4 protein-coding genes are annotated in these 21,161 nt (G+C 67.4%); 1 reads left to right on the top strand and 3 read right to left on the bottom strand.

The annotated features are described in order from the left end of the window. Positions 1-5 precede the first annotated feature (5 nt). Both B0G83_RS02025 and B0G83_RS02020 read right to left on the bottom strand, forming a co-directional pair. Complete coding sequence (locus B0G83_RS02025) at positions 6-815, bottom strand: ABC transporter ATP-binding protein (protein WP_105505753.1); 810 nt, start codon at positions 813-815, stop codon at positions 6-8. A gap of 91 nt (positions 816-906) precedes the next feature. Then, positions 907-3,078: a TonB-dependent siderophore receptor gene (locus tag B0G83_RS02020; RefSeq protein ID WP_258167645.1), complete on the bottom strand. Its 2,172-nt coding sequence runs from the start codon at positions 3,076-3,078 to the stop codon at positions 907-909. A gap of 334 nt (positions 3,079-3,412) precedes the next feature. Between B0G83_RS02020 and B0G83_RS02015 the strand changes: the two genes are divergently transcribed. Further along, the gene (locus tag B0G83_RS02015; RefSeq protein WP_105505751.1) at positions 3,413-4,324 is read left to right on the top strand and encodes a helix-turn-helix domain-containing protein; all 912 of its coding nucleotides are present in this window, start codon (positions 3,413-3,415) and stop codon (positions 4,322-4,324) included. Between the two features lie 61 nt (positions 4,325-4,385). Here the strand turns inward: B0G83_RS02015 and B0G83_RS02010 are convergent, their stop codons facing one another. Continuing rightward, entirely contained in the window at positions 4,386-21,143 is a 16,758-nt protein-coding gene (locus B0G83_RS02010) for a non-ribosomal peptide synthetase (RefSeq protein ID WP_105505750.1), read from the bottom strand. Positions 21,144-21,161 lie beyond the last annotated feature (18 nt).

Here is a 21,161-nt window from a genome sequence, read left to right as displayed (position 1 = left end):
TCTCCTCAACTCGGATAACACACGGGCACGCCGCCGCGCGTGTTCTGCACGGTTTCCATCGGCACGCCGTAAATGGATTGCAAAACCTCGGGACGGCAGATTTCGGCAGGCGTGCCGCGCACCAGCAGATGCCCGCTGTGCAGCGCGACCATCTCGTCGCAGAAACGTGCCGCCATGTTGATGTCGTGCAGCACGACCACGACGCCGAGTCCGCGGGTCTCGCTCAGACGCCGCACGAGGCCGAGCACTTCGAGTTGATGCGCGATGTCGAGCGCCGAAATCGGTTCGTCGAGCAGCAGGCAGTCGCTGTCCTGCGCGACCAGCATGGCGAGCCACACGCGCTGACGCTCGCCGCCCGAGAGCTGGTCGACGTAACGCTGGGCGTAGTGCTGCACGTCGGTGAGGGCCATCGCCTCATCGACGGTTTGAGCGTCTTTCGCGGTGAAGCGGCCGAGCGCGCCGTGCCACGGATAACGGCCCAGCGCGACGAGTTCGCGCACCGTCATGCCGTCGGCGGCCGGCGGCTGTTGCGGCAGATAGGCGACCTTGCGGGCGAATTCGCGCGACTCCCAGGCGTCGAGCGCGCGGCCCGCGAAGCGCAGCGTGCCGCGTGTCGGCGTGTGTTGACGCGCGAGCACACGCAACAGCGTGGTCTTGCCCGAACCATTGTGACCGATCAAACCGCATACGCGGCCGCGCGCGAGCCGCAGACTCACGTCCGCCAGCAGCGTGCGACCGCCCGCTTCCACGCTCAGGCCCTCGGCTTCGTAAAGCGCTTCGCCCTCGCGTTGCAGGCCTTCGCGAGCGGATTCCATCAACGCCGTTGCCAATCCTTTTCTCCTGTCAAACCAAAGCGAGCCCGCTACGCGTCGTCGACGCGTAGCGGGCTCGATGCTCATGCCAGTCTTACCACTGATACTTCGCGGTGCCGAACACGCCGATCGTCGAACCGTAGTAGCACGCGCCGCCCGAACAATACGCCACGTACTTGCGATTCGCGAGGTTAGTGCCGTTCAGCGCGAACTTCCAGTTGCTGATGTCGTAGTGCACAGCGGCATCGAGCAACACGACGCTGCTCACGTCGAATGAATTGGCCGTGTCGCCCGCCGACATGCCGATATAGCGCACCCCGCCGCCGAAGCCGAGCCCACGCAGCGGACCCGCGTGCAGCGTGTAATCGGCCCAGATCGACGCCAGATTGCGCGGTGCCATCGTAGGCCGCTTACCGAGCTGCGACGCCACGTTGGACTGCGTGACCACCTGGTTCAGATACGTGTATGAAGCGATCGCCGACAGACTGTCGGAGAGTTGCACGCGGCCTTCGAGTTCGAGACCGCGCGAGCGCACTTCACCCGTTTGCACCGCGTAACCCGGGTGCAGCGAGTCGGTAGTCGACACGTTCTGTTGCGTCAGGTTGAACAGCGCAGCCGTGAACAAGGCGTTGTAGTTCTTCGGCTGATACTTCACGCCGACTTCGTATTCCTGACCGGTGGTCGGCACCAGCGCCTGATTCGCGAAGTTCACGCCGGTTGTCGGCTGGAACGATTTCGCGTAGACGAAGTACGGTGCGATGCCCGAGTCGAACAGATACGACAGGCCGCCGCGCCACGTGAACGCGTGCGGCGTCTGGTTCTGCACCGAAGCCGCGGTCGGCGTGACCGACTGGATGTTGGTCGAACTCCAGTCGTTACGCGCGCCGAGCGTCAGCAGCCAGCGGCCGTATTCGATCTGGTCCTGGATGTAGACGCCGACCTGATCGGTGGCGGTGTCGACGCGCTTGTTGGTCGTCGTGATCTGGCGGAGCGTCGAATAGTTCGGCGCGAACGGATTGAGCGTACCGACCGCGCCTGTACCCGAGTTCGCACCGTTCAACAGGCGCTGATAGTCGAGCCCGAACAACACGGTCTGCTTGACGGCGCCGGTCGAGAACTTCGCCTCGATCTGGTTATCCATATCGAACTGACTCAGATGCTCGCGATCGAGGAACGCGTTCATGGTCAGCACTTTGTTCGACCCCGCCACCCAGTTGCCGAAGAAGGTCTGGTGATAGTCGATGTCGTCGTGCATGTAGCGCGCGTTCGAACGGAACGTGAAGATCGGGCTGATCTTCTGTTCGAACTGATAACCCACGGCGTACTGAGTGCGGCGGAAGTAATCGTCGTTCGGATTGCCGACGTAGGTGCCCGTGCCGATCGTGCCGTTCGGGTTGAAGGTCGCCACGCCGCTTACCGGCAGCGAGTCGAACAGACCGCCCGCCGGGTCGCGCTGGTATTGCGCGTACAGCGTCAGCGAGGTGTCCTTGGTCGGACGGATCGTGACGCTCGGCGCGATCGCGAGACGCTGGTCCTTGATGCCGTTCACCTGAGTATCCGAATCGCGGCCCAGACCGGTCACGCGGTACAGCACGGTGCCGGCCTCGTCGACCTTGCCGCCCATATCGAAGCCCACTTCATAGCGGTCGTGATTGCCGAACTGCAGCATCAACTCGTGCACGGAGTCTTCGGTCGGCATCTTCGAGACCAGATTGACGATACCGGCCGGACTGCCCGCGCCGTACAGCACGGAAGCCGGGCCGCGCATCACATCGATCCGCTCGAGGAAATACGGGTCGATCCGCGGATTCGCGTAATACGCGCTCGGCTGCAGGATCAAACCGTTGAGATAGGTCGAGTAGTCGAAGCCGCGCCCGCGCAACTGGTCGAAACGGAAGTCGGTCGAGTCCTGCGAGTAGACGCCGGGCGTGTAGCGCAGCGCCTGGTCGATGGTCGTCGCGCCCTGCTGGTCCATCTGATCGCGCGTCACGACCGAGATCGATTGCGGCGTGCGCACCAGCTCCGTGTCGGTCTTGGTCGCCGTGAGGCTGCGCTTGGCCACCACGCCCACGATCGGGCCCGTGGCCGACGACTCGCGCGAGGCGTTCACGCTCACGGCCGGCAGCGTGCTGCCGTTCGTCGCGTTCGCGCCGCTGGCCTGCCCCAACGGCGCGCTCTGACGAGTCGCGCTGTCGTCGGCACCCGACGCTTGCGCATGCGCAAGCGTGGAAAGTGCCAGCGGCATGCTGAGCAAAACGAGTCTCACCGGAAGTCCGCGCTGCCCCGTACTTTTGTTTTTCTTACATCCCTTCATCGTCGATTCACCATTGAATGTTAATGATAATGAGTCTTATTACTTATGCAACAGCGATTTGTCCCACGGCAAAACAACGCCGTGGGACTGCGCAATGCGCGGGCTTGGGGGATGGACTATTTAGTTTTTAATCAGGCGTTGCGTCCGGGAAAGCACGGCCAGTTTCCGCGCACACCTGTCGATTTCGGATGATACAGACATGTCCTTTGCAGAGGCGGACGTTTTTATGCGTCACATGGACACTAAATGACCAATCCAGACGATAATCTGCAAAATCTCGAATCGAATGGACAAATCTCTTGTGAAGCCCGTTGCTCATGCCACCCCGTTCGGCGGTCCCGTGACCGCGGCGAATTCCGCCGCATCGGCGAATCTCGCGGTTAAAGCATCGGCCGAGAACCGGCCCGATCTGCCGATCGTGTTCGGCCAGGCAATCGAATACGAATCCGGCGCGCGCGAGATCGCCCACACGCATCCGCGCGCGCAACTCCTGTATGCCACCAGCGGCGTGATTCGCGTGCGCACGCCCGGCACCAGCTGGGTCGTCACGCCGGACCGCGCGTTGCTGGTGCCGCCGCGCGTCGAGCATGAACTGGAAATGGTCGGCAAGGTCTCGTTCCGCACGGTCTACGTCGACCCGTGCCCGATGTGCGGCGACGAGGAAGGCCGCCTGCTGGCGGTGAACGCCCTGCTGCGCGAGGCGATTCTGGCGCTGGTGACGCAGCCCGCGCGCAACCCGCCGCCGGGCAGTCTCGCCGACGTGCTCGCCCAACTGATCGTCCATCTGCTCGCCGCGGCCGCGACGGAAGACCTCGGCTCGATCGTCGACCAGGCCGCCCGCCTGCCGTTGCCGCAGCATCCGCGTTTGCGCAAGATTTGCCAGGCGCTGATCGACGAGCCGGCCAATAGCGACTCGCTGGAATACTGGGGCGACCGCATCGGCGCAAGTTCGCGCACGTTGGCGCGGCATTTTCAACGCGAGACGGGCATGCCGTTCGCCAAATGGCGCGAGCAGATGCGCGCGTCGGAAGCCATGTGCCGCCTGTCGACCAGCACGCCGATCAACGAAGTGGCCGCCTACCTCGGCTACGCGGACGCCAACACGTTCGCGGTGATGTTCAAGCGCGTCCTGCATATGACTCCGTTGAAATATCAATCGATGATGAACCCCGCGACGCCGGACGCGCCGCAGGGCTGAGCGGCGCGCACCGTCCGAGCGTCCAGACAGACTCGCGCGCACCGCCGCCCTTTCGGCCAACTTAGCGCGACGCGTCGTCGAACGCCTCGCGCAACGTCGCGCGTAGCGATTCGAGCAGCGCGGGATGCCACGCGATGTCGTCGTGCGCCGCGTCCAACTCGACCGATCCGGCGAGCTTCACGCCGCTGCTCTGCCAGCGCGCGAGATCCTTGGCCGCCGATCGCGCCGCGCCGCGCGCCGCCCACCAGAACGACAACGGCGCGCGCGGCGCAGTCGGCCAATGCCGACGCAACGCGAGCGCGGCATTGGCTTGCGCGAGCGCCGCGTGCTCGACCAGCGCGGCGGCCGAAGCGGACGGCAACGTGTCGTCGTCGGCTTGAGCGAGCCATGCCGGAACGCGGGCGGCCAACATGGCCACTTCTTCCGGCGTGGCATGGTCGCGCCAGGCGGGCTGTGCGGTTGCAGCCGTGCCTGCCGAGCCTGTAGCGCCTGCCGTAGCTGCCGTAGCTGCCGTAGCCATCGCTGCCGCCGTGTCCGCCACAGCCGCCGCAGCCGCATTCCCATTCACGCTCGCCACCTCGCCCGAGCGAACCGTGTCAGCCACCGCTTCCGGATGAATCGACACATCGAGCAACCCGACAAACGCAACCGACTCGCCCGCGTCCTCCAGCACACGCGCCACTTCCGTTGCGATCATCCCGCCGAACGACCAGCCGAGCAGCGCATACGGACCACGCGGCTGCGTGCGCCGGATCGCGTCGGCATACTGACGCGCCAATGCTTGCAGTCCGGTGAAACGCCATGACCCGTCGCTAAAGGCCGGATACTCGACGCCGATCACCTCCACCTGTCCCGCCAGCGTCTGCGCCAGCGCGCGATACCCCGCCACCAGGCCGTAGCCCGGATGAATCGCGAACAGCCGATGCGGCGCGTCACCCGCATTCAGCCGCACCAGATGACGCGGCGCGGCAGCCTCGTCCGCGGTGTCCGACGCCAGTTCATCCAGTGCCGCAGCCAGATCGGCGAGCACCGGATGCTCGAACATCATCCCCACCGCGAAGCGCGCAAAGCCGGCCGCGCGCGCCAGTTCAGCCACCCGCAGCGTCGCGAGCGAATCGCCGCCCTGCTCGAAGAAATGCGCGCGCACACCGACCGGCACGCCGCCGAGCACGGTCTGCCAGATCGCGGCAAGCCGTACCTCGGTCGGCGTGGCCGGCGCTGCGTCGGCAGCGACATGGGCCGCGCTATCGGCCCCACTGGCTGCGGTCGCCAGCGGCAGCGCCTTGCTGTCGAGTTTGCCGTTGACCGTGAGCGGCAACGCGTCGAGCGTTGCGAACCACGAGGGCACCATATAGTCCGGCAACTGCTCGCGCAGATGCGCGCGCAGCGCCGTGCTCCAGTCGTCGGGGGCGGCGTGCGCCGGATTGGGCACGATCCACGCCGCCAGACGCAGGCCGGCGCTCGCGCCGCCATCGGCGGAAGGCACGCCGACCGCCAGCACCGCCGCGTCGCGCACGGCCGGATGCGCGAGCAACCGCGCGCGAATCTCGCCGGTCTCGATCCGATAGCCGCGAATCTTCGTCTGAAAATCGTTGCGGCCGACGTAGTCGATTTCGCCATCGGCGTCATGAATCGCGAGGTCGCCCGAGCGATACAGACGCGCACCCGGCGCGCCGTACGGATCGGGCACGAAACGCTCGGCGGTCAACGCGGCGCGGCCCAGATAGCCGCGCGCGAGACCCGCGCCGCCCACGCACAACTCGCCGGTCGCCCCTTCGGGCACGACGTTCAGGTCGTCGTCGAGCACACGCAGCGCGAGGTCGTCGAGCGGCGCGCCGATCACGCTGCGCGCCGCCGTGCCGAGCGGCGCGCGCAGATCGTCGTCGGCGAGCGGACGGCAGGTGACGTGCACCGTCGTCTCCGTGATGCCATACATGTTGACCAGCATCGGCCGCGTCCCTTCGACGCCGCGTGCGCGTCGCGCCGCTGACCAGCCCGCGAGCGCCTGCGGTTCGAGCTTCTCGCCGCCGAAAATCACCACGCGTAGACCCGCGAGGCCGCCATCGCTCTGCGCGTCGACGCGCATCAGTGGCATGAACGCCGACGGCGTCTGATTCAGCACGCTCACGCCCTGTTCGCCGAGCCAGCAGTGCAACGCCTCCACGTCGCGGGCGAGCGCGGCGGGCGCGACCGCGAGGCGCGCGCCCGTGGTGAGCGCACCGAAGATTTCCCACACCGAAAAGTCGAACGCGTACGAGTGGCACATCGACCAGACATCGCCGGCGTGGAAACCGAACGTCTCGCCGGTGCTGTCGAACAGACGCGCGGCGCTGTGCTGCGAGATCGCGACGCCCTTGGGTTGTCCGGTCGAGCCCGACGTATAGATCACGTAGGCGAGTTGCGCGGGCAGCGTGGCCGGCGCGGCGTCGCGCCAGTTCGCCGGGGCGGGCGGCACGGCGGCGATGTCGAGCAGGTCGATGCGCGCGCCAGCATGCGCCAGCGCCTCGATACCCGCTTTATCCGCCAGCACCCGCACGATGCCCGCATCGTCGAGCAGATAGTCGAGCCGTTCGCGCGGATACGACGGATCGAGCGGCACGTAGGCCGCGCCTGCTTTCAACACGCCGAGCAGCGCCGCGATCAATGCCGCGGATCGCTCGAACGCCACGCCGACCCCTTCCTCGCGGCCCACGCCCTGCGCGAGCAGATGCGCGGCGACACGATCGGACCACGCGTCGAGTTCCGCGTAAGTGACACGCGCATCGTCGGCGACGACCGCCAGCGCGTCGGGCCGTTGCGCGGCCTGCGCCGCGAACCGGGCAGCAAGCGACACAAATGCGTGATCGACCGGCGCAGCCTGAGCGAGATCGCCACCCTCAAACGGCAGCACGCCGCGCGGCACATGCAGATCGCCCACCCGACGCGTGGCGGGCCGCGCGATCTGTTCGAGCAACACCGCGTACTGCGCGGCCAGACGGTCGAGCACCGCCGCGTCGAGTTGCGCCGCGTCCGCGTTCCATTGAATCGACAGCGCTTCGCCGGGCGACACCGCGAGCGTCAACGGATAATGCGTGCGCTCGAGCGTTTCCGACGCGCTCACCTCCAGTCCGGTGTCGCCCTCGCGCAGACCGGCGTCGATCGGATAGTTCTCGAACACGACGAGCGTATCGAACAGCGCCCCGGACTCGCCGCCGTTGTCTTCCGCTGCCCAGCGCCGCACCTCGCGCAACGGCGTGTGCTCGTGCTGGCGCAACGCGGCATTGTGTTGCTGCAGACCGGCGAGCCACTCGCCGAGCGGTTCGTCCGAACGCAGCGCCGTCCACACCGGCAAACTGTTGATGAACAGGCCCAGCATGCCGTCGATACCCGGCAACTCAGGCGGCCGCCCCGACACGGTGACGCCGAACGCAATCCGCCGACGGTTCGCGTGACGTGCCAGCAACGCGGCCCACGCGGCCTGGAACAGCGTATTGAGCGTCACCCGGTGAAGCGCCGCCGCCGCGCGCAGCGCCTCGCTCAATGTCGCGCCGAGCGGCTGCGCGAGACGATGCACGCCCGCTGCATGCGATGCGGTTTCAGCCGCCGCTTGCCGCGCGGCCTGCTTGCCACGCAGCGACGGCATCAACAGCCCGACCTCGTCGAGTGCCTGCAATTGCGCGCGCCACCAGTCCTGCGCGGCGGGTTGATTCTGACGCCAGCGCACGTACTCGCGATACGGCGTAGCGGCCGGCAACGGCGCATCGATTGCGTCCAGCGCGGCCACACCGTCGCGTGCCGCCGTCTCGCGTCGATAGGCGTAAATCACTTCGCCCATCAGTTGCGCCGCGCTCCAACCGTCGAGCAGCGCGTGATGATCGGTCCAGACCAGATCGTGAGCGCCGTCGGGGCGCGCGAACAGATTCAGACGCATCAGCGACGCATGACGCAGATCGAACGGCGTCGCCAGATCTTCCGCGCGCCACTGCGCGAGCGCGGCCTCGTAGTCGTCGTGGTTGCGCCAGTCGTGCCACACAACCGGCAATTCAACGCGCCGTCGTACGATCTGCAAAGCCTCGCCGCCGTGCCGCCATTCGAAGTGCGTGCGCAGGATCGCATGCCGTTCGAGCGCGAGTCGCCATGCGGCGGCGAGCGCGTCGCGATCGAGCGTGCCGCGCAGCGTCAGCCGCTTCTGATTGATATAAACGCCCGCGCCCTGCTGCAGCAGGCTGTGGAACAACAAGCCCTGCTGCAGCGGCGTGGCGGGATAAATATCCTCGACGTCGCCGAGCGGCAGATCGAGTGCATCGAGTTGCGCCGCGTCGAGTTGCGCGAGCGGGAAGTCTTCCGCCGTCGCGCCGGCGGGCGCTCGCGCGCAATGCTCGACGAACGCGCCGAGCGACACGCGGAACGCGTCGGCGAGCGCGCTGACCGTCGCGTCGTCGAGCACATCCGGGCTGTAGCGCCAGGTGATGGCCAGCATGCCGTTTTCGACCGCGCCGTTCAGGTCGAGTACGTACTTCAGCCGCGAATCGCCCGACATCGGCGCGCCGGTCGACTCGCTCGCAAAGCCGAACCGCCCGTTGCGTTCGAGCACCTGATCGGTCTGCCCGAGATAATTGAAGCCGATGCGCGGCGCCGGCAACGCCGACAATTCCGCGCGCACGGCCGGATCGGCGGCGAGCTGCGTGAGCATGCCCCAATGCAGGCCCTTGTGTTCGATCGCACGCAGGCGTTGTTTGGCGGCACGCAAGGCATCGCGCGGGCTAGAACGCGTGGCGTTCGGACTCGCCTGCGTACCGGCCGGAATCCACACCGGAAAACGCGTCGTGAACCAGCCGATGGTGCCGCTCAAATCGAGTTGCCCATCGATCTCCTCGCGGCCGTGGCCTTCGAGTCCGATCAGTGCGCCGGCCGCACCGCTCCACGAAGCCACAGCCTCCGCCAGCGCGGCCAATAGCACTTCATCCGCGCCCATCCGGTAAGCGCGCGCGGGTTCACGCAACAACGCCTCGGTCAAGCCGCGGTCGAGCGTCAGCGTGTGCACCCGGCTTGCCGCGAGCCGCATGTCCGCCTGCGACTCGTCGCGCTCGACCGGCAGCGCGGCGCTCGCGCCCGCCAACGCCGTGCGCCACTTGTCCGCCTCGCTGCGCGCCGGCAGCGCGGCGGCATAGCGTGCCGCCTGCTCCACCCAGGCGCTCCACGGCAACGGCGCGGCGAGAGCCGCATCTGGTGCTTCGCCACGCGCCGCGCTCGCATACAGCGTCTCGAACTCGTCGAGCAAGATGCGCCACGACACACCGTCCACCACCGCATGATGAATCACGACGAAAAGACGTCCCTCGTCCGCGCCGACCTTGAACCACGCCGCGCGCATCAGCGGTCCGGCTTGCAGATCGAGGTCGCGGTGCAGCAGCTCGCCTTCGCGTTCGAGCGCGGCGCGCCAGTCGGCTTCACCGCTCAGATCGATCGATTCCACCCACTCCGGCAGCGTCGCCAGGTAAGCCGCCGCGGGCGTCACGCGCTGAACCCACGCACCGTCGACGGCCTTCTCGAAGCGCACGCGCAAGGCGTCGTGACGCGACACCAGCGCACGCACGGCGGCTTCCAACGCTCGCGAATCCAGGGTGCCCGCCACGCTCAGCAAAGCCGCCTGATTCCAGTGAGATTCGCCGTGCGGATAACGCCGGAAAAAGTCGGCCTGAATCGGCGTAAGCGGCAACGCCTCGTGACGCTCGGCATGCGTGCCTTGAGCGTCTTCCGCCGACACATCGAGCGCAACCGCCGCGAGCCGCGCCACGGTAGGCTGCTCGAACAATTGACGCGGCGTGATGCGCAAGCCCGCCTGCGCCGCCCGCGCGACGATCTGCAGACTCAGGATCGAATCGCCGCCCACCTCGAAGAAATTCTCGTGCACGCCGAGCGCCTCGCGTCCCAGCACGCGCTGCCAGATCGCCAGCAGCGCGGCTTCACGCGGTGTGGACGGCGGCGTGTGCGAGCGCGCCGTGAGCGCCGCTTCGTCCGGGTCCGGCAATGCGCGGCGATCCACCTTGCCGTTCTGCATCATCGGCAACGCGTCGAGCGCGACGAACACCGCCGGCACCATGTGCTCCGGAAGACGCGCGTCGAGCGCGGCGCGCACGGCGTCGATATCGGCGCTGCCGCTCAGATAGCACACCAGCCGCTTATGTGCGCCGCTGCCGCGCAGATCGACGAGCGCTTCGCGCACGCCGGGCTGCTCGCGCACGGCCGTCTCGATCTCGCCGAGTTCGATACGGAAGCCGCGCAGCTTGACCTGCTGGTCGAGCCGGCCGAGAAAATCGATGCGGCCGTCGGCGCGCGCGCGGCACAAGTCGCCCGAGCGATACATGCGCGAACCCGGTTCGCCGCGCGGATCCGGCACGAAGCGATCGGCGGTGAGCGCCGCGCGGCCGAGATAACCGCGCGCCATGGTCAGCCCGCCGATACACAGTTCGCCGACGCCCAGCGCCGGCACGGCATTACCCGCGTCGTCATAAATACGTGCCGTGCGCGACGGATACGGTGTGCCGATCGACACCACCGGGGTTTGCGCGTCGGCCGCCGTGGTGCGCCGATGCAAACAGGCGACCGTCGTTTCGGTCGGCCCATAGAGATTGTCGAGCGCGATGCCCGCGAGTGGACCGTCGCGCCATTGCGCGAGCGCGTCGCCAGGCAGCGCCTCGCCGCCCACCGTGATCTGCCGCAAGCGCGCCAGATCGCCGCGCGCGGGCGGCGTGCGCAACCACTGCTGCCAGTACGCGGTCGGAATACGCGCGAAGCTGACCTGCTGCTCGATCAGCGTGCGGCTCATCGTAGCGAGGTCCCACATCTCCGGGCCACGCATCACGACACGGCCGCCCTGCATCAGCGACGGCAACAACTCATGCAATGCGACGTCGAAGTTGATCGTCGACGACTGCAATTGCGTGTCCGTCGCGGCGATGTGGTAGGTGCCGATGAAGTCCGCCAGATGTTCGGCCAGCGCGGCGTGATCGATCGCCACGCCCTTCGGCTGACCGGTCGAGCCCGACGTGTAGATCACGTAGGCGAGTTGCGACGGATGCAGCGCGAGCGGCGCAAGCGGTTTGTCGTTGCAGGTAGCGTCGTCGTCGAGCGCGCCTTGTGCATCCAGCGTGAGGACTTCGCAGTTCCGCAGCACCTCGGCGAGTTGCGCGGCACTCGCGCGATCGGCCACCACGCGTTGCACACCGGCATCTGCAAGCATATAAGCGAGGCGTTCGGGCGGATAAGCCGGGTCGAGCGGCACAAAGGCCGCGCCCGACTTCATGATGCCGAGCAGCCCGACCGGCAGCGCCGGCGAACGCGCCACGCACAGCCCGACGCGCGCTTCCCGCAGACCCGTCGTTGATGCCTTGCTATCGACCGGAAGTTGCGCGTCGCTAGAATTCACGCCCACGGCAAGCGTGCGCAAACGCGCCGCCAGTTGGTCCGAACGCGTGCGCAACTCGCCATAACGCAGTTCCGCCCCTTCGCAGACGATCGCCACGGCCTCGGGCTGACGCCGCGCCTGCGCATCGATCGCCGCAAACGGCGCGGCAAACGAGCGCGCACGCGGCGCGGCATGGTCCGGCGTGGCGTCCGCCAGCGCGATGTCGCCGAGCTTCAGCGTATCGTCGGCGAGCACCTGCTCCAGCAACTCGACGTAGTGCGCCGCGATCCGCGCGATGGTCGCCTCGTCGAACACATCGGTCGCGTAACCGAACGACAGCGTGAGCGCGTCCGGCGTGTCGTTGGCGTTGAGCGTGAGATCGAAGCGCGCGGTCTGTTCGGCGGCGTCCACGTTCGAAATCGCGAGACCCGGCAACGCGGGCGCGGCGCGATCGGCCTTCGCGTAGTTGAACATCGCCTGGAAAAGCGGCGTGTGACGCAAGCTGCGTTGCGGATGCAGCGCGTCGACCAGTTGCGCGAACGGCACGTCCTGGTTCGCCTGTGCGGCGATCACCCGTTCGCGCGCGGCGTCGAGCACCGCCGCGAACGGTTCGCAACCGCGCAGCGTCGCGCGGACCACCAGCGTATTGACGAAGCAGCCGACCAGTTCGTGCGTCTCGCTGCGATCACGGCCCGCGACCGGCACGCCGACGCGAATCTCGTGCTGTCCGCTGTAGCGTTGCAATAGCGCTTGCCATGCCGCGAGCAGCACCATGAACGGTGTCGCGTGACGGCGCGCGGCCAGCGCGTGGACGCGCGCGCCGAGTGCGGCGTCGAGCGGCACACGCCAGGCGGCACCCGCGCTGCCGCGTGCATCGCTGCGCGCGCGGTCGAACGGCAATTCGAGGACCGGATGCTCGTCGCCGAGTTCGTTGCGCCAGTAGTCGAGCTGAGCGGCCAGCGCGGTGGCGTCCGTTTCCCGCGACTGCCACAACGCGTAATCGCCGAATGCCACGGCGAGCGGCGCCAGCGGTTGGCTTGCCGGCGCCGTTTGCTGCGTGGTTTGCGCCGTGTACTGCGCCGCGAAATCCGCGAGCACGATGTCCTGCGACCAGCGGTCGGACACGATGTGATGCATCGAAAAATGCAGCAGATGTTCGCGTGCGCCCAGCCGCAGCACGCTGACGCGCAGCACCGGCCCACGCAGCAGATCGAACGGCTGCGCACCGAGCGCCGCCAGCGTGGCGGCGCGTTCCTGCTCTGGATGTGCGTCGAGATCGAGGTACTGCCAGCCGGGTTGCGCGTCGAACGATTGCAGCGCTGCACCGTCCGTTTCTTCGATCCGCATGCGCAGGCTTTCGTGGCGGGCAATCAGCGCGTCGAGCGCGGCGCGCGCCGCCGTCACGTCGAATAGGCCTTCGAGACGTACCGCGCCGTTGATCGTATAGGCAGGGCTCGCGGGGTCGAGTTTCCACAGGAACCACAAACGCTGTTGCGCGGGCGTCAACGGAACGCGCGTCAAATGCGCGGGCCGGGGTTCGATTCGCGATAGCGCGGCATCCGCCTTCACGGGGTTGTCTTGAAGCACAGCCGACAGCGCCGCCGCGAAATCCTTCAACACCGGCTGGGTGAACAGCAGCGGCAGCGCGATCGTGCGCTTGAGCACTTCCCGCGTGCGAGCCACAGCGCGCATCGCCAACAGCGAATGACCGCCCAGCAGGAAGAAGTGATCGTCGCGTCCCACGCGCGCCACGCCCAGCACGTCCTGCCAGATTTGCGCGATCGCGAGTTCGTCGTCCGTTTGCGGTTCGACGTGCGCGGCGCTCACCTCGACCGATTGCGGCGCCGGCAACGCACGCCGGTCGAGCTTGCCGTTCGACGTGAGCGGCAGCGCGTCGAGCGCGACGAAGATGGTGGGCACCATATGCGGCGGCAGGCGTGCGTCGAGCCAATGCTTGAGCGCTTCGCCCGAGAACGCATTCGCGGCGCTGTCACCCGCCGCGCCGCCTTCCGGCGCGCGCGGCACGATATACGCGACCAGGCTCATCACGCCGCTCGCGTCGGGCCGCGCCAGCACCGCGACCTCGCGCACGGCCGGCGCACCGAGCAGCGCAGCTTCGATTTCGCCGAGTTCGATGCGATAGCCGCGCACCTTCACCTGAAAATCGTTACGCCCGATGTATTCCGGTTCACCGCCCACCAGCCGCCGTGCCAGATCGCCCGATTTATACATGCGGCTACCCGGCGCGCCGAACGGATCGGGCACGAAGCGCGCGGCCGTCAAACCCGGCGCATGCAGATAGCCGCGTGCCAGACCGGCGCCGCCCACGTGCAATTCGCCCGCGGCGCCATCGGCGACCGGATGCAGCGCGGTGTCGAGAATCGGCAGCGACAGATCGGGGATCGCCACGCCGATCACGCTGCGCGGCGCGTCGCCGCTGGTGTCGGCGAGACTCAGCGGACGATAGCTCGAATGCACGGTCGTTTCGGTGATGCCGTACATATTGACGACGCGCGGCGCGCCCGCGCCGCCCCGCGCGAGCCACGCGTGCAGGCTCGCCGGTTCCAGCTTCTCGCCGGCGAAGATCACTGTGTGAAGCGTATGCAGCGGCGTGTCGCTTTCCAGGTCGACGTGCATCAGCGGCATGAAGGCCGAGGGCGTCTGGTTCAGCACGGTCACGCGTTCGTCGCGCAACAGCCGATGACACGCGGACGGATCGCGCGCGGTCCAGTACGGCACGATCACCAGACGGCCGCCGTGCGTCAGGCAACCGAACAACTCCCACACCGAGACGTCGAACGCATAGGCATGGAATAGCGGCCACACGTCGGCGGGGCCGAAGCCGTACCACGCGTCGGTGGCGGCGAACAGGCGCGCCACGTTCGCATGCGTGATCGCCACGCCTTTCGGCCGGCCGGTCGAGCCGGAGGTGTAAATCACATAAGCGAGTTGTTCAGGATGCAGACGCAGCGGTGGAGTGAGCTCGGACTGATCGCCGACCGCGTCGGCCAGCAACAGTTCGCAGCCGGCGAGCAGGTCCGCCCAGCGCGTCGCGCTGGCCGGGTCGGCCACCACGCGGCGGGTGCGCGAATGGTCGAGCATGTACGCCAGCCGTTCGGCCGGATAGGTCGGGTCGAGCGGCACATACGCCGCGCCCGCCTTGAGGATGCCCAGCACGCCCGCGACCAGCGCCGCCGAGCGCTCCATGCACAGGCCCACGCATTCGTCGGCACGCACGCCCGCCGCGAGCAGGCGATGCGCGATCTGGTTCGACCAGCGGTCGAGCGCGTCGTAGGTGTAGGCGGTGTCGCCGTCGGTGAGCGCGATCGCGTCGGGACGCGCGCGGGTTTGCGCGGCGATCCGTTCCAGTACCGACTCGAATGCGAAGTTGTCACGCGGTGCAACGGCGTGCGCGAGGGTCGAGGCCAGCGTCAGCGTGCGCAGCAGCGGATCGCCTTGCGCCGCGATCTGCGTCAGTAGTTCATGAAAGTGCGCGTCGAGCCGTTCGATCGTCGCGCGATCGACGCGCGTCGTATCCGCCGACCAGCGCAGGCCAATCCGCGCATCCGGCATGACGCTCAGTGTCAGCGGAACATGCGTGCGTTCGAAGGCCGCCGTCTGCTCGATCGCCACGCCGTGCGCGCCGTGGCGCAAGGCGGCGTCGACGGGATAGTTTTCGAACACGAGCAGGGTGTCGAACTGGCCGTCGCCGCTACGCGCGGTCCACTGCTGAATGCGCGACAGCGGCGTGTGTTCGTATTGGCGCAGCGCGCCGTTGTGCTGCTGCAGCGCGTCCAGCCAATTCGAGAGCGGCATGTCTCCCGGCACATCGACCCAAACCGGCAAGCTGTTGATGAACAGCCCGAGCATCTGCTCCACTTCCGGTAAATGCGCCGGACGGCCCGATACCGTCACGCCGAATGCCACCTGGTTGCGATTGCCATAGCGCGACAGCAGTAACGCCCACGCGCCTTGCAACACGGTATTCAACGTTACGCGATGACGTCGGGCGGTGTCGCGCAATGCGTCGCTCAAACTTTCGCCGAGGCGCGATTCGTGCGGCGGCAACTCGGCTTCGGCGGCGTCGGTTACTTCTAGCGCACGGCCCGTGTTCAAACCGAGACTTTCGAGCAGCGTCGCCGGTTCGTCGACGCGTGCGGCCTGCTCGCGCCACCATGCCTCGCCTTCGTCCTGTTGAAGACGCCATTGCACGTAGTCGCGGTACGGCGGCGCGTTCCTGACCGGTTCACGACGCGCGAGCAAGGCTTCATACGCATCCGCTACTTCGCGCATCAGCTGCGCGCTGCTCCAGCCGTCCAGCAACACATGGTGATCGGTCCAGATCAGATCGTGCGCACCATCGGCACGGACAAACAACGCGATGCGCAGCAACGGCGCGCGCTCCGCCTCGAAACCACGTTGCACGTCCTCGCGCATCCACGCGTGAAGCCTCGTTTCATAAGCTTGCGCATCGAGCGACGACCAGTCGTGCTCGGCGTACGGCAAATCAACTTCACGCAACACGACCTGCAATGCGTCGCCGCCATGCCGCGTTTCGAACTGCGTGCGCAGAATCGCGTGCGATGCAACCGCATGCTTCCACGACGAGCGCAACGCCGCGCGATCCAGCTCGCCGCGCAAGGTCAAACGGCGCTGGTTCACATACAGGCCGCTACCGCTTTCCAGCGCGCTATGGAACAGCAGACCCTGCTGAACCGGCGTGGCCGGATAGATATCCTCGACACGCGCAAGGTCCAGACCCAACGACTCGAATTGCGCCTGGCTCAGTCCCGCCAGTGCAAAATCCGCCGCCGTCGCTTCCGGCTGCGCATTGACCGCATGTTGAATCAGACCTTCCAGACTGCGCTCGAACAGCGCTTTAAACGCGTGCGCGTCGGCCGTCGCGAGAATCTGCGGCGCGTAGCGCCACGTCACGCTCAACGCACCGTTCGCGATACGTGCAACGATTGCGAGCGGTTCGTCGACTGACGCGTTCGCGGCAATCGACTCGCCGGCGGATTCCTCCGCAAAGCCGAAACGCCCCGCTTTATCGAGGCTCGAATCGAACTGCCCCAGATAATTGAAGCCGACACGCGGTGTCGGCAACCCGGCCAGCGACGCCTTCGTGGCCGCGTCACCATATGCGCTCAGCAGGCCCCAATGCAGACCGTTGTGCGGCACCGCGCGGCGCCGCGCCTTGGCATCGATCAGCGCATCGCGCGCGTCATCGTGCGCCTCCAGCCACAACGGATAACGCGTGGTGAACCAGCCCACCGAGCGGCTCAGATCCGGCGCATCGGCGCCGAGCGCTTCGCGGCCGTGCCCTTCCAGCGCCAGCAGCACGCCACGCTCGCCCACCCCACATGCGACGTTCGACGCCCGTACCGCCTGCGCCAACGCGGCGAGCAACACCTCTTCCACATTCGTGCGATACGCCTTCGGCGCGTCCTGCACCAGCCGCCGTGTCGTCGCCGCATCCAGCGAGGTTTCGAGCGTCAGCGTGTCGGCCATGCGGATCACCTGCGCGGGCGCGACGAACGCCGCCGGCGCACCGCCATCGGTTCGCGCCGCCGAGAGCGCGTCGCGCCACCACGGCGCCTCGCGACGCACAGCGCCGTCCTGCGCATACGCGATGGAACGTTCCACCCAGACACTCCACGGCGTGCCCGCTTCGAGTTCGATCGCCCGGCCTTCGAGCGCTTGCGCGTAGGCCGTTTGCAGATCGTCGAGCAATACCCGCCACGACACGCCATCCACGGCCAGGTGATGGATTGCGACCAGCAGCCGCCCTTCGCCGCGCAAACGGAAGTAGCCCGCGCGCACCAGCGGTCCGTTCGCGAGATCGAGCCCGGCCTGCAAACGCGTGCCCGCCTGTTCCAACGCCTCCTGCCACGCGTCGCGCTCGCGCCAGTCGAACACGTCCAGCGCGCACGACGCCGCCGCGCTCACCTGCTGACGCCACGCGCCATCGCGTTGGAAAAACCGCAGACGCAGCGCGTCGTGCGTGCCGACAATCGCGTCGAGGGCGGCGCGTAACGCCGCTTCGTCGAGCTCGCCTTCCACACGTAGCAGCGCGGCCTGATTCCAATGGTTTTCGCCGTGCGGGAACTGCTCGAAGAACGCCTGTTGAATCGGCGTGAGGTCCAACGGTTCACGAGACTCGGTCAGGTCGGTTGGCGTCGTGACCGCTTCGGCCAGCCGCGCGAGCCGCTCCACCGTGGGGTGCTCGAACACCTGACGCGGACCGAGTCCATAACCGGCTTGCCGCGCCCGCGCGACGATCTGCAAACTCAGAATCGAATCGCCGCCCGCCTCGAAGAAATTGTCGGTCACGCCGAGATCGTCGCGACCCAGCACCGTGCGCCAGATGGCGAGCAACGCATGCTCCGCCGCCGTGGACGGTGCGACGCGCGCCAGTGCGATTTCCGGCGCCGGCAAGGCGTTGCGATCCACCTTGCCGTTGGCCATCAGCGGCAAGGCGTCGAGATGGACGAACGCCTGCGGCACCATGTAGTCGGGCAAGGTCTGCTCGAGCGCGGCACGTAACGCGGCCTCATCCTCGCTACCCACCACGTAGCCCACTAAACGCCGGCTCGCGCCCTCGCCATGCAGCGCAACCAGCGCTTCGCGCACACCCGGTTGCGAGCGCATCGCCGCTTCGATCTCACCGGGCTCGATGCGAAAGCCGCGCAGTTTCAGTTGCTGATCCGCGCGACCGATGAAATCGACGCGACCGTCACGGCGGATTCTCACGAGGTCGCCCGTGCGATACAGACGCGCGCCCGGTTCGCCGTGCGGGTCCGGCACGAAGCGATCCGCCGTTGCCGAGGCCGCGCCGAGATAGCCGCGCGCCAGTTCGTCGCCGCCCAGGCACAGTTCGCCGAGGCCGCCGAGCGGGACCACATTGCCTTCGGCATCGAGCACGGCGATGCGCCGTTGCGGATACGCGTGGCCGATCGAGACGATCGTGTCGTCCGCGTCCGTGGCGCGAGTCGTGCGATAGAGCGACGAAATCACCGCTTCCGTCGGACCGTATTGATTGTCGAAACGCACCCCGGCGAACGGGCCGGCGAGCCAGCGACGCAGGCCGTCGCCAGGCAGCGGTTCGCCGCCGACCGACATCCAGCGCAGCGCCGGGAGCGCTTGCGCCGGTAGATGGTTCAGCCATTGCAGCCAGTAGGCGGTCGGCAAATCCGCGCCCGTCACGCGTTCGCGTTCGAACACCGTGTTCAGCGTGGCCATGTCCCACAGCGCGTCGCCGCGCATCACGACGGTGGCGCCCGCCACGAGCGGCGCGAGCAGTTGTTCGGTCGCGACGTCGAAACTGATGGTGGCGAACTGCAGGATACGGTCGGCCGGTTCGAGCGAATAGGCCTCGACGAATTCGCGCAGATGCGCGGCCAGCGCGCCATGTGGCACACCGACCTGTTTGGGTTCGCCGCTGGATCCCGAGGTGAAGATCGTGTAGGCGAGTTGTTGGGGATGCGGTTTTCGCTGCGCTTGCGTTGTTTGCGTTTCGGTTTGCGCGGCATCGCCGGTCGCTTCGAGCGTATCGGCGAGCACCACCGGCGCATTGCCGAACCGTTCTGCAAAACGCGCGGCGCACACGGAATCGGTCACGATGGCAAGCGCATTCGATCGGGCCAGCATCGCGGTAATACGCTCGTCCGGATAGTCGGGATCGATCGGCAAATACGCGCCACCGGCCTTCAGAATGCCAAGCAAGCCGGCCACCAGCGCCGGCGTGCGTCGCGTGCACAACACCACGGTGCGATCCGTCGAATCGCCATGCCGTGCGAGCGCCGTGGCGATCCGCGTCGCCCATGCGTCGAGGCTCGCATAGTCGAGCGTGCGGTCTTCACAGACCAGCGCGTCATGCGGGCCGCGCGCGGCCACCTGGGCCGCGAACAGTTCGACGACGCTGACTGGCGTGTGGCCGGCAGCACTCAGGGCAACCGACGGCTCGCTCGACGCGCCACGCGTGTGCAGCGGCAAATCGCGCAACAGCGTCTCGACGCGCGCACCGTCGAGCAACGTCAGGTAGTCGTCCAGCAGCGCGTCGATCGTAGCCGCGTCGAACAGATCGGCGGCATAGTCGATCTGCGCGCGCAACGCGCCGTTGTCGTCCACCACGTGCAGCATCAGGTCGAACTTGGCCGCGCCCGTATCGGCGTCGAGCGCGTCGAGCGTGAGACCCGGCAGCGTCAGCGTGCCGGCCGCGTCGCCCGGCGCGTAGCTGAACATCGATTGGAACAGCGGTGTATGCGTGAGACTGCGCGGCGGTTGCAGCGCGTCGACCACGCGTGCGAACGGCACGTCCTGATTCGCCTGCGCGTCGAGCACGCGTTGCGCGATCTGCCGTGCAAGCGCACCGAACGTGTCGCCGCCATGCAGGTTCGCGCGAATCACCAGCGTATTGACGAAGAAACCCACCACGCCTTCCGTCTCCAGCCGGTCGCGCCCGGCTGCCGGTGTGCCGATGCGGATATCGGGCTGGCCGGTATAGCGATACAGCAACGCGTCCCAACCCGCGAACAACGTCGCGAACAGGGTCACGCCCAGCTCGCGCGACAACGCGCCGAGCCGCTCGCGCCGCGCGGCGCCAAGCGTGCGGCTCGCGCTGCCGCCGAGCGGCGTGTCGAGCCCGCGGCGCACGCGGTCGGCGGGGAGTTCCAGCACCGGGTGACTATCGCCAAGCGTGGCGCGCCAATAGTCGAGTTGCGCGTCGAGCGCGGCGCCTTCGAGCCATTCGCGTTGCCACAGCGCGTAGTCGCCGTATTCGATCGACAACGCATCGAGCGCGCTCGCCTCGCCGCCCGCGCGGTACAACGCGCCGAGTTCTTTCTGCAGAATCGCCTGCGACCAGCCATCCGACACGATGTGATGCAAGGCCAGATGCAGCACATGCTCGCGATCGCCCTGGCGCAGCAGCGTGACGTTGAACAACGGCCCGCGTTCGAGATCGAACGGTGCCCGCGACAAACGTTGCAGCGCAGCGTCGAGATCGTCTGCTTCGACGTGGTCCACTTCGTGCCAACCGTAATGGGCTTCGCTTGCGTTCGCGAACTCGGCGAGATGCTGCCACGCGACGCCTTCGGTTTCGCCGAAGCGGGTGCGCAAGCTGGCGTGCCGCGCGACCAGCGTATCGAGCGCGGCGCGCAGGCGCGCCACATCGAGGTCGCCCGCCAGGCGCAACGCGCCCACCATGTTGTAGGCCGCGCTGTGCGGCTCGAGTTTCCACAGGAACCACAGACGCTCCTGCGCATGCGAGAGCGGCAAGCGCTCGCCGCGTTCGCGCAAACGCACGATCGGCAGATCGGACAGATCGTGGCCCCCCGCGGCGAACCGCTGCCGGAACGCCGCGCGCCGTTCCGGCGTGAGGTCGGCGTAACGGCGGGAAACGGCCAGCATGTCCTGAGCAATATTGTTCATTGTCTAAATCCGGTATCC

Origin of the sequence: Paraburkholderia sp. BL21I4N1, assembly GCF_002973525.1 — a bacterium.
Taxonomy (GTDB): Bacteria; Pseudomonadota; Gammaproteobacteria; order Burkholderiales; family Burkholderiaceae; genus Paraburkholderia.
The sequence above is the reverse complement of the archived record's forward strand: the minus strand, read 5'-3'. Positions and strand labels throughout refer to the sequence as shown.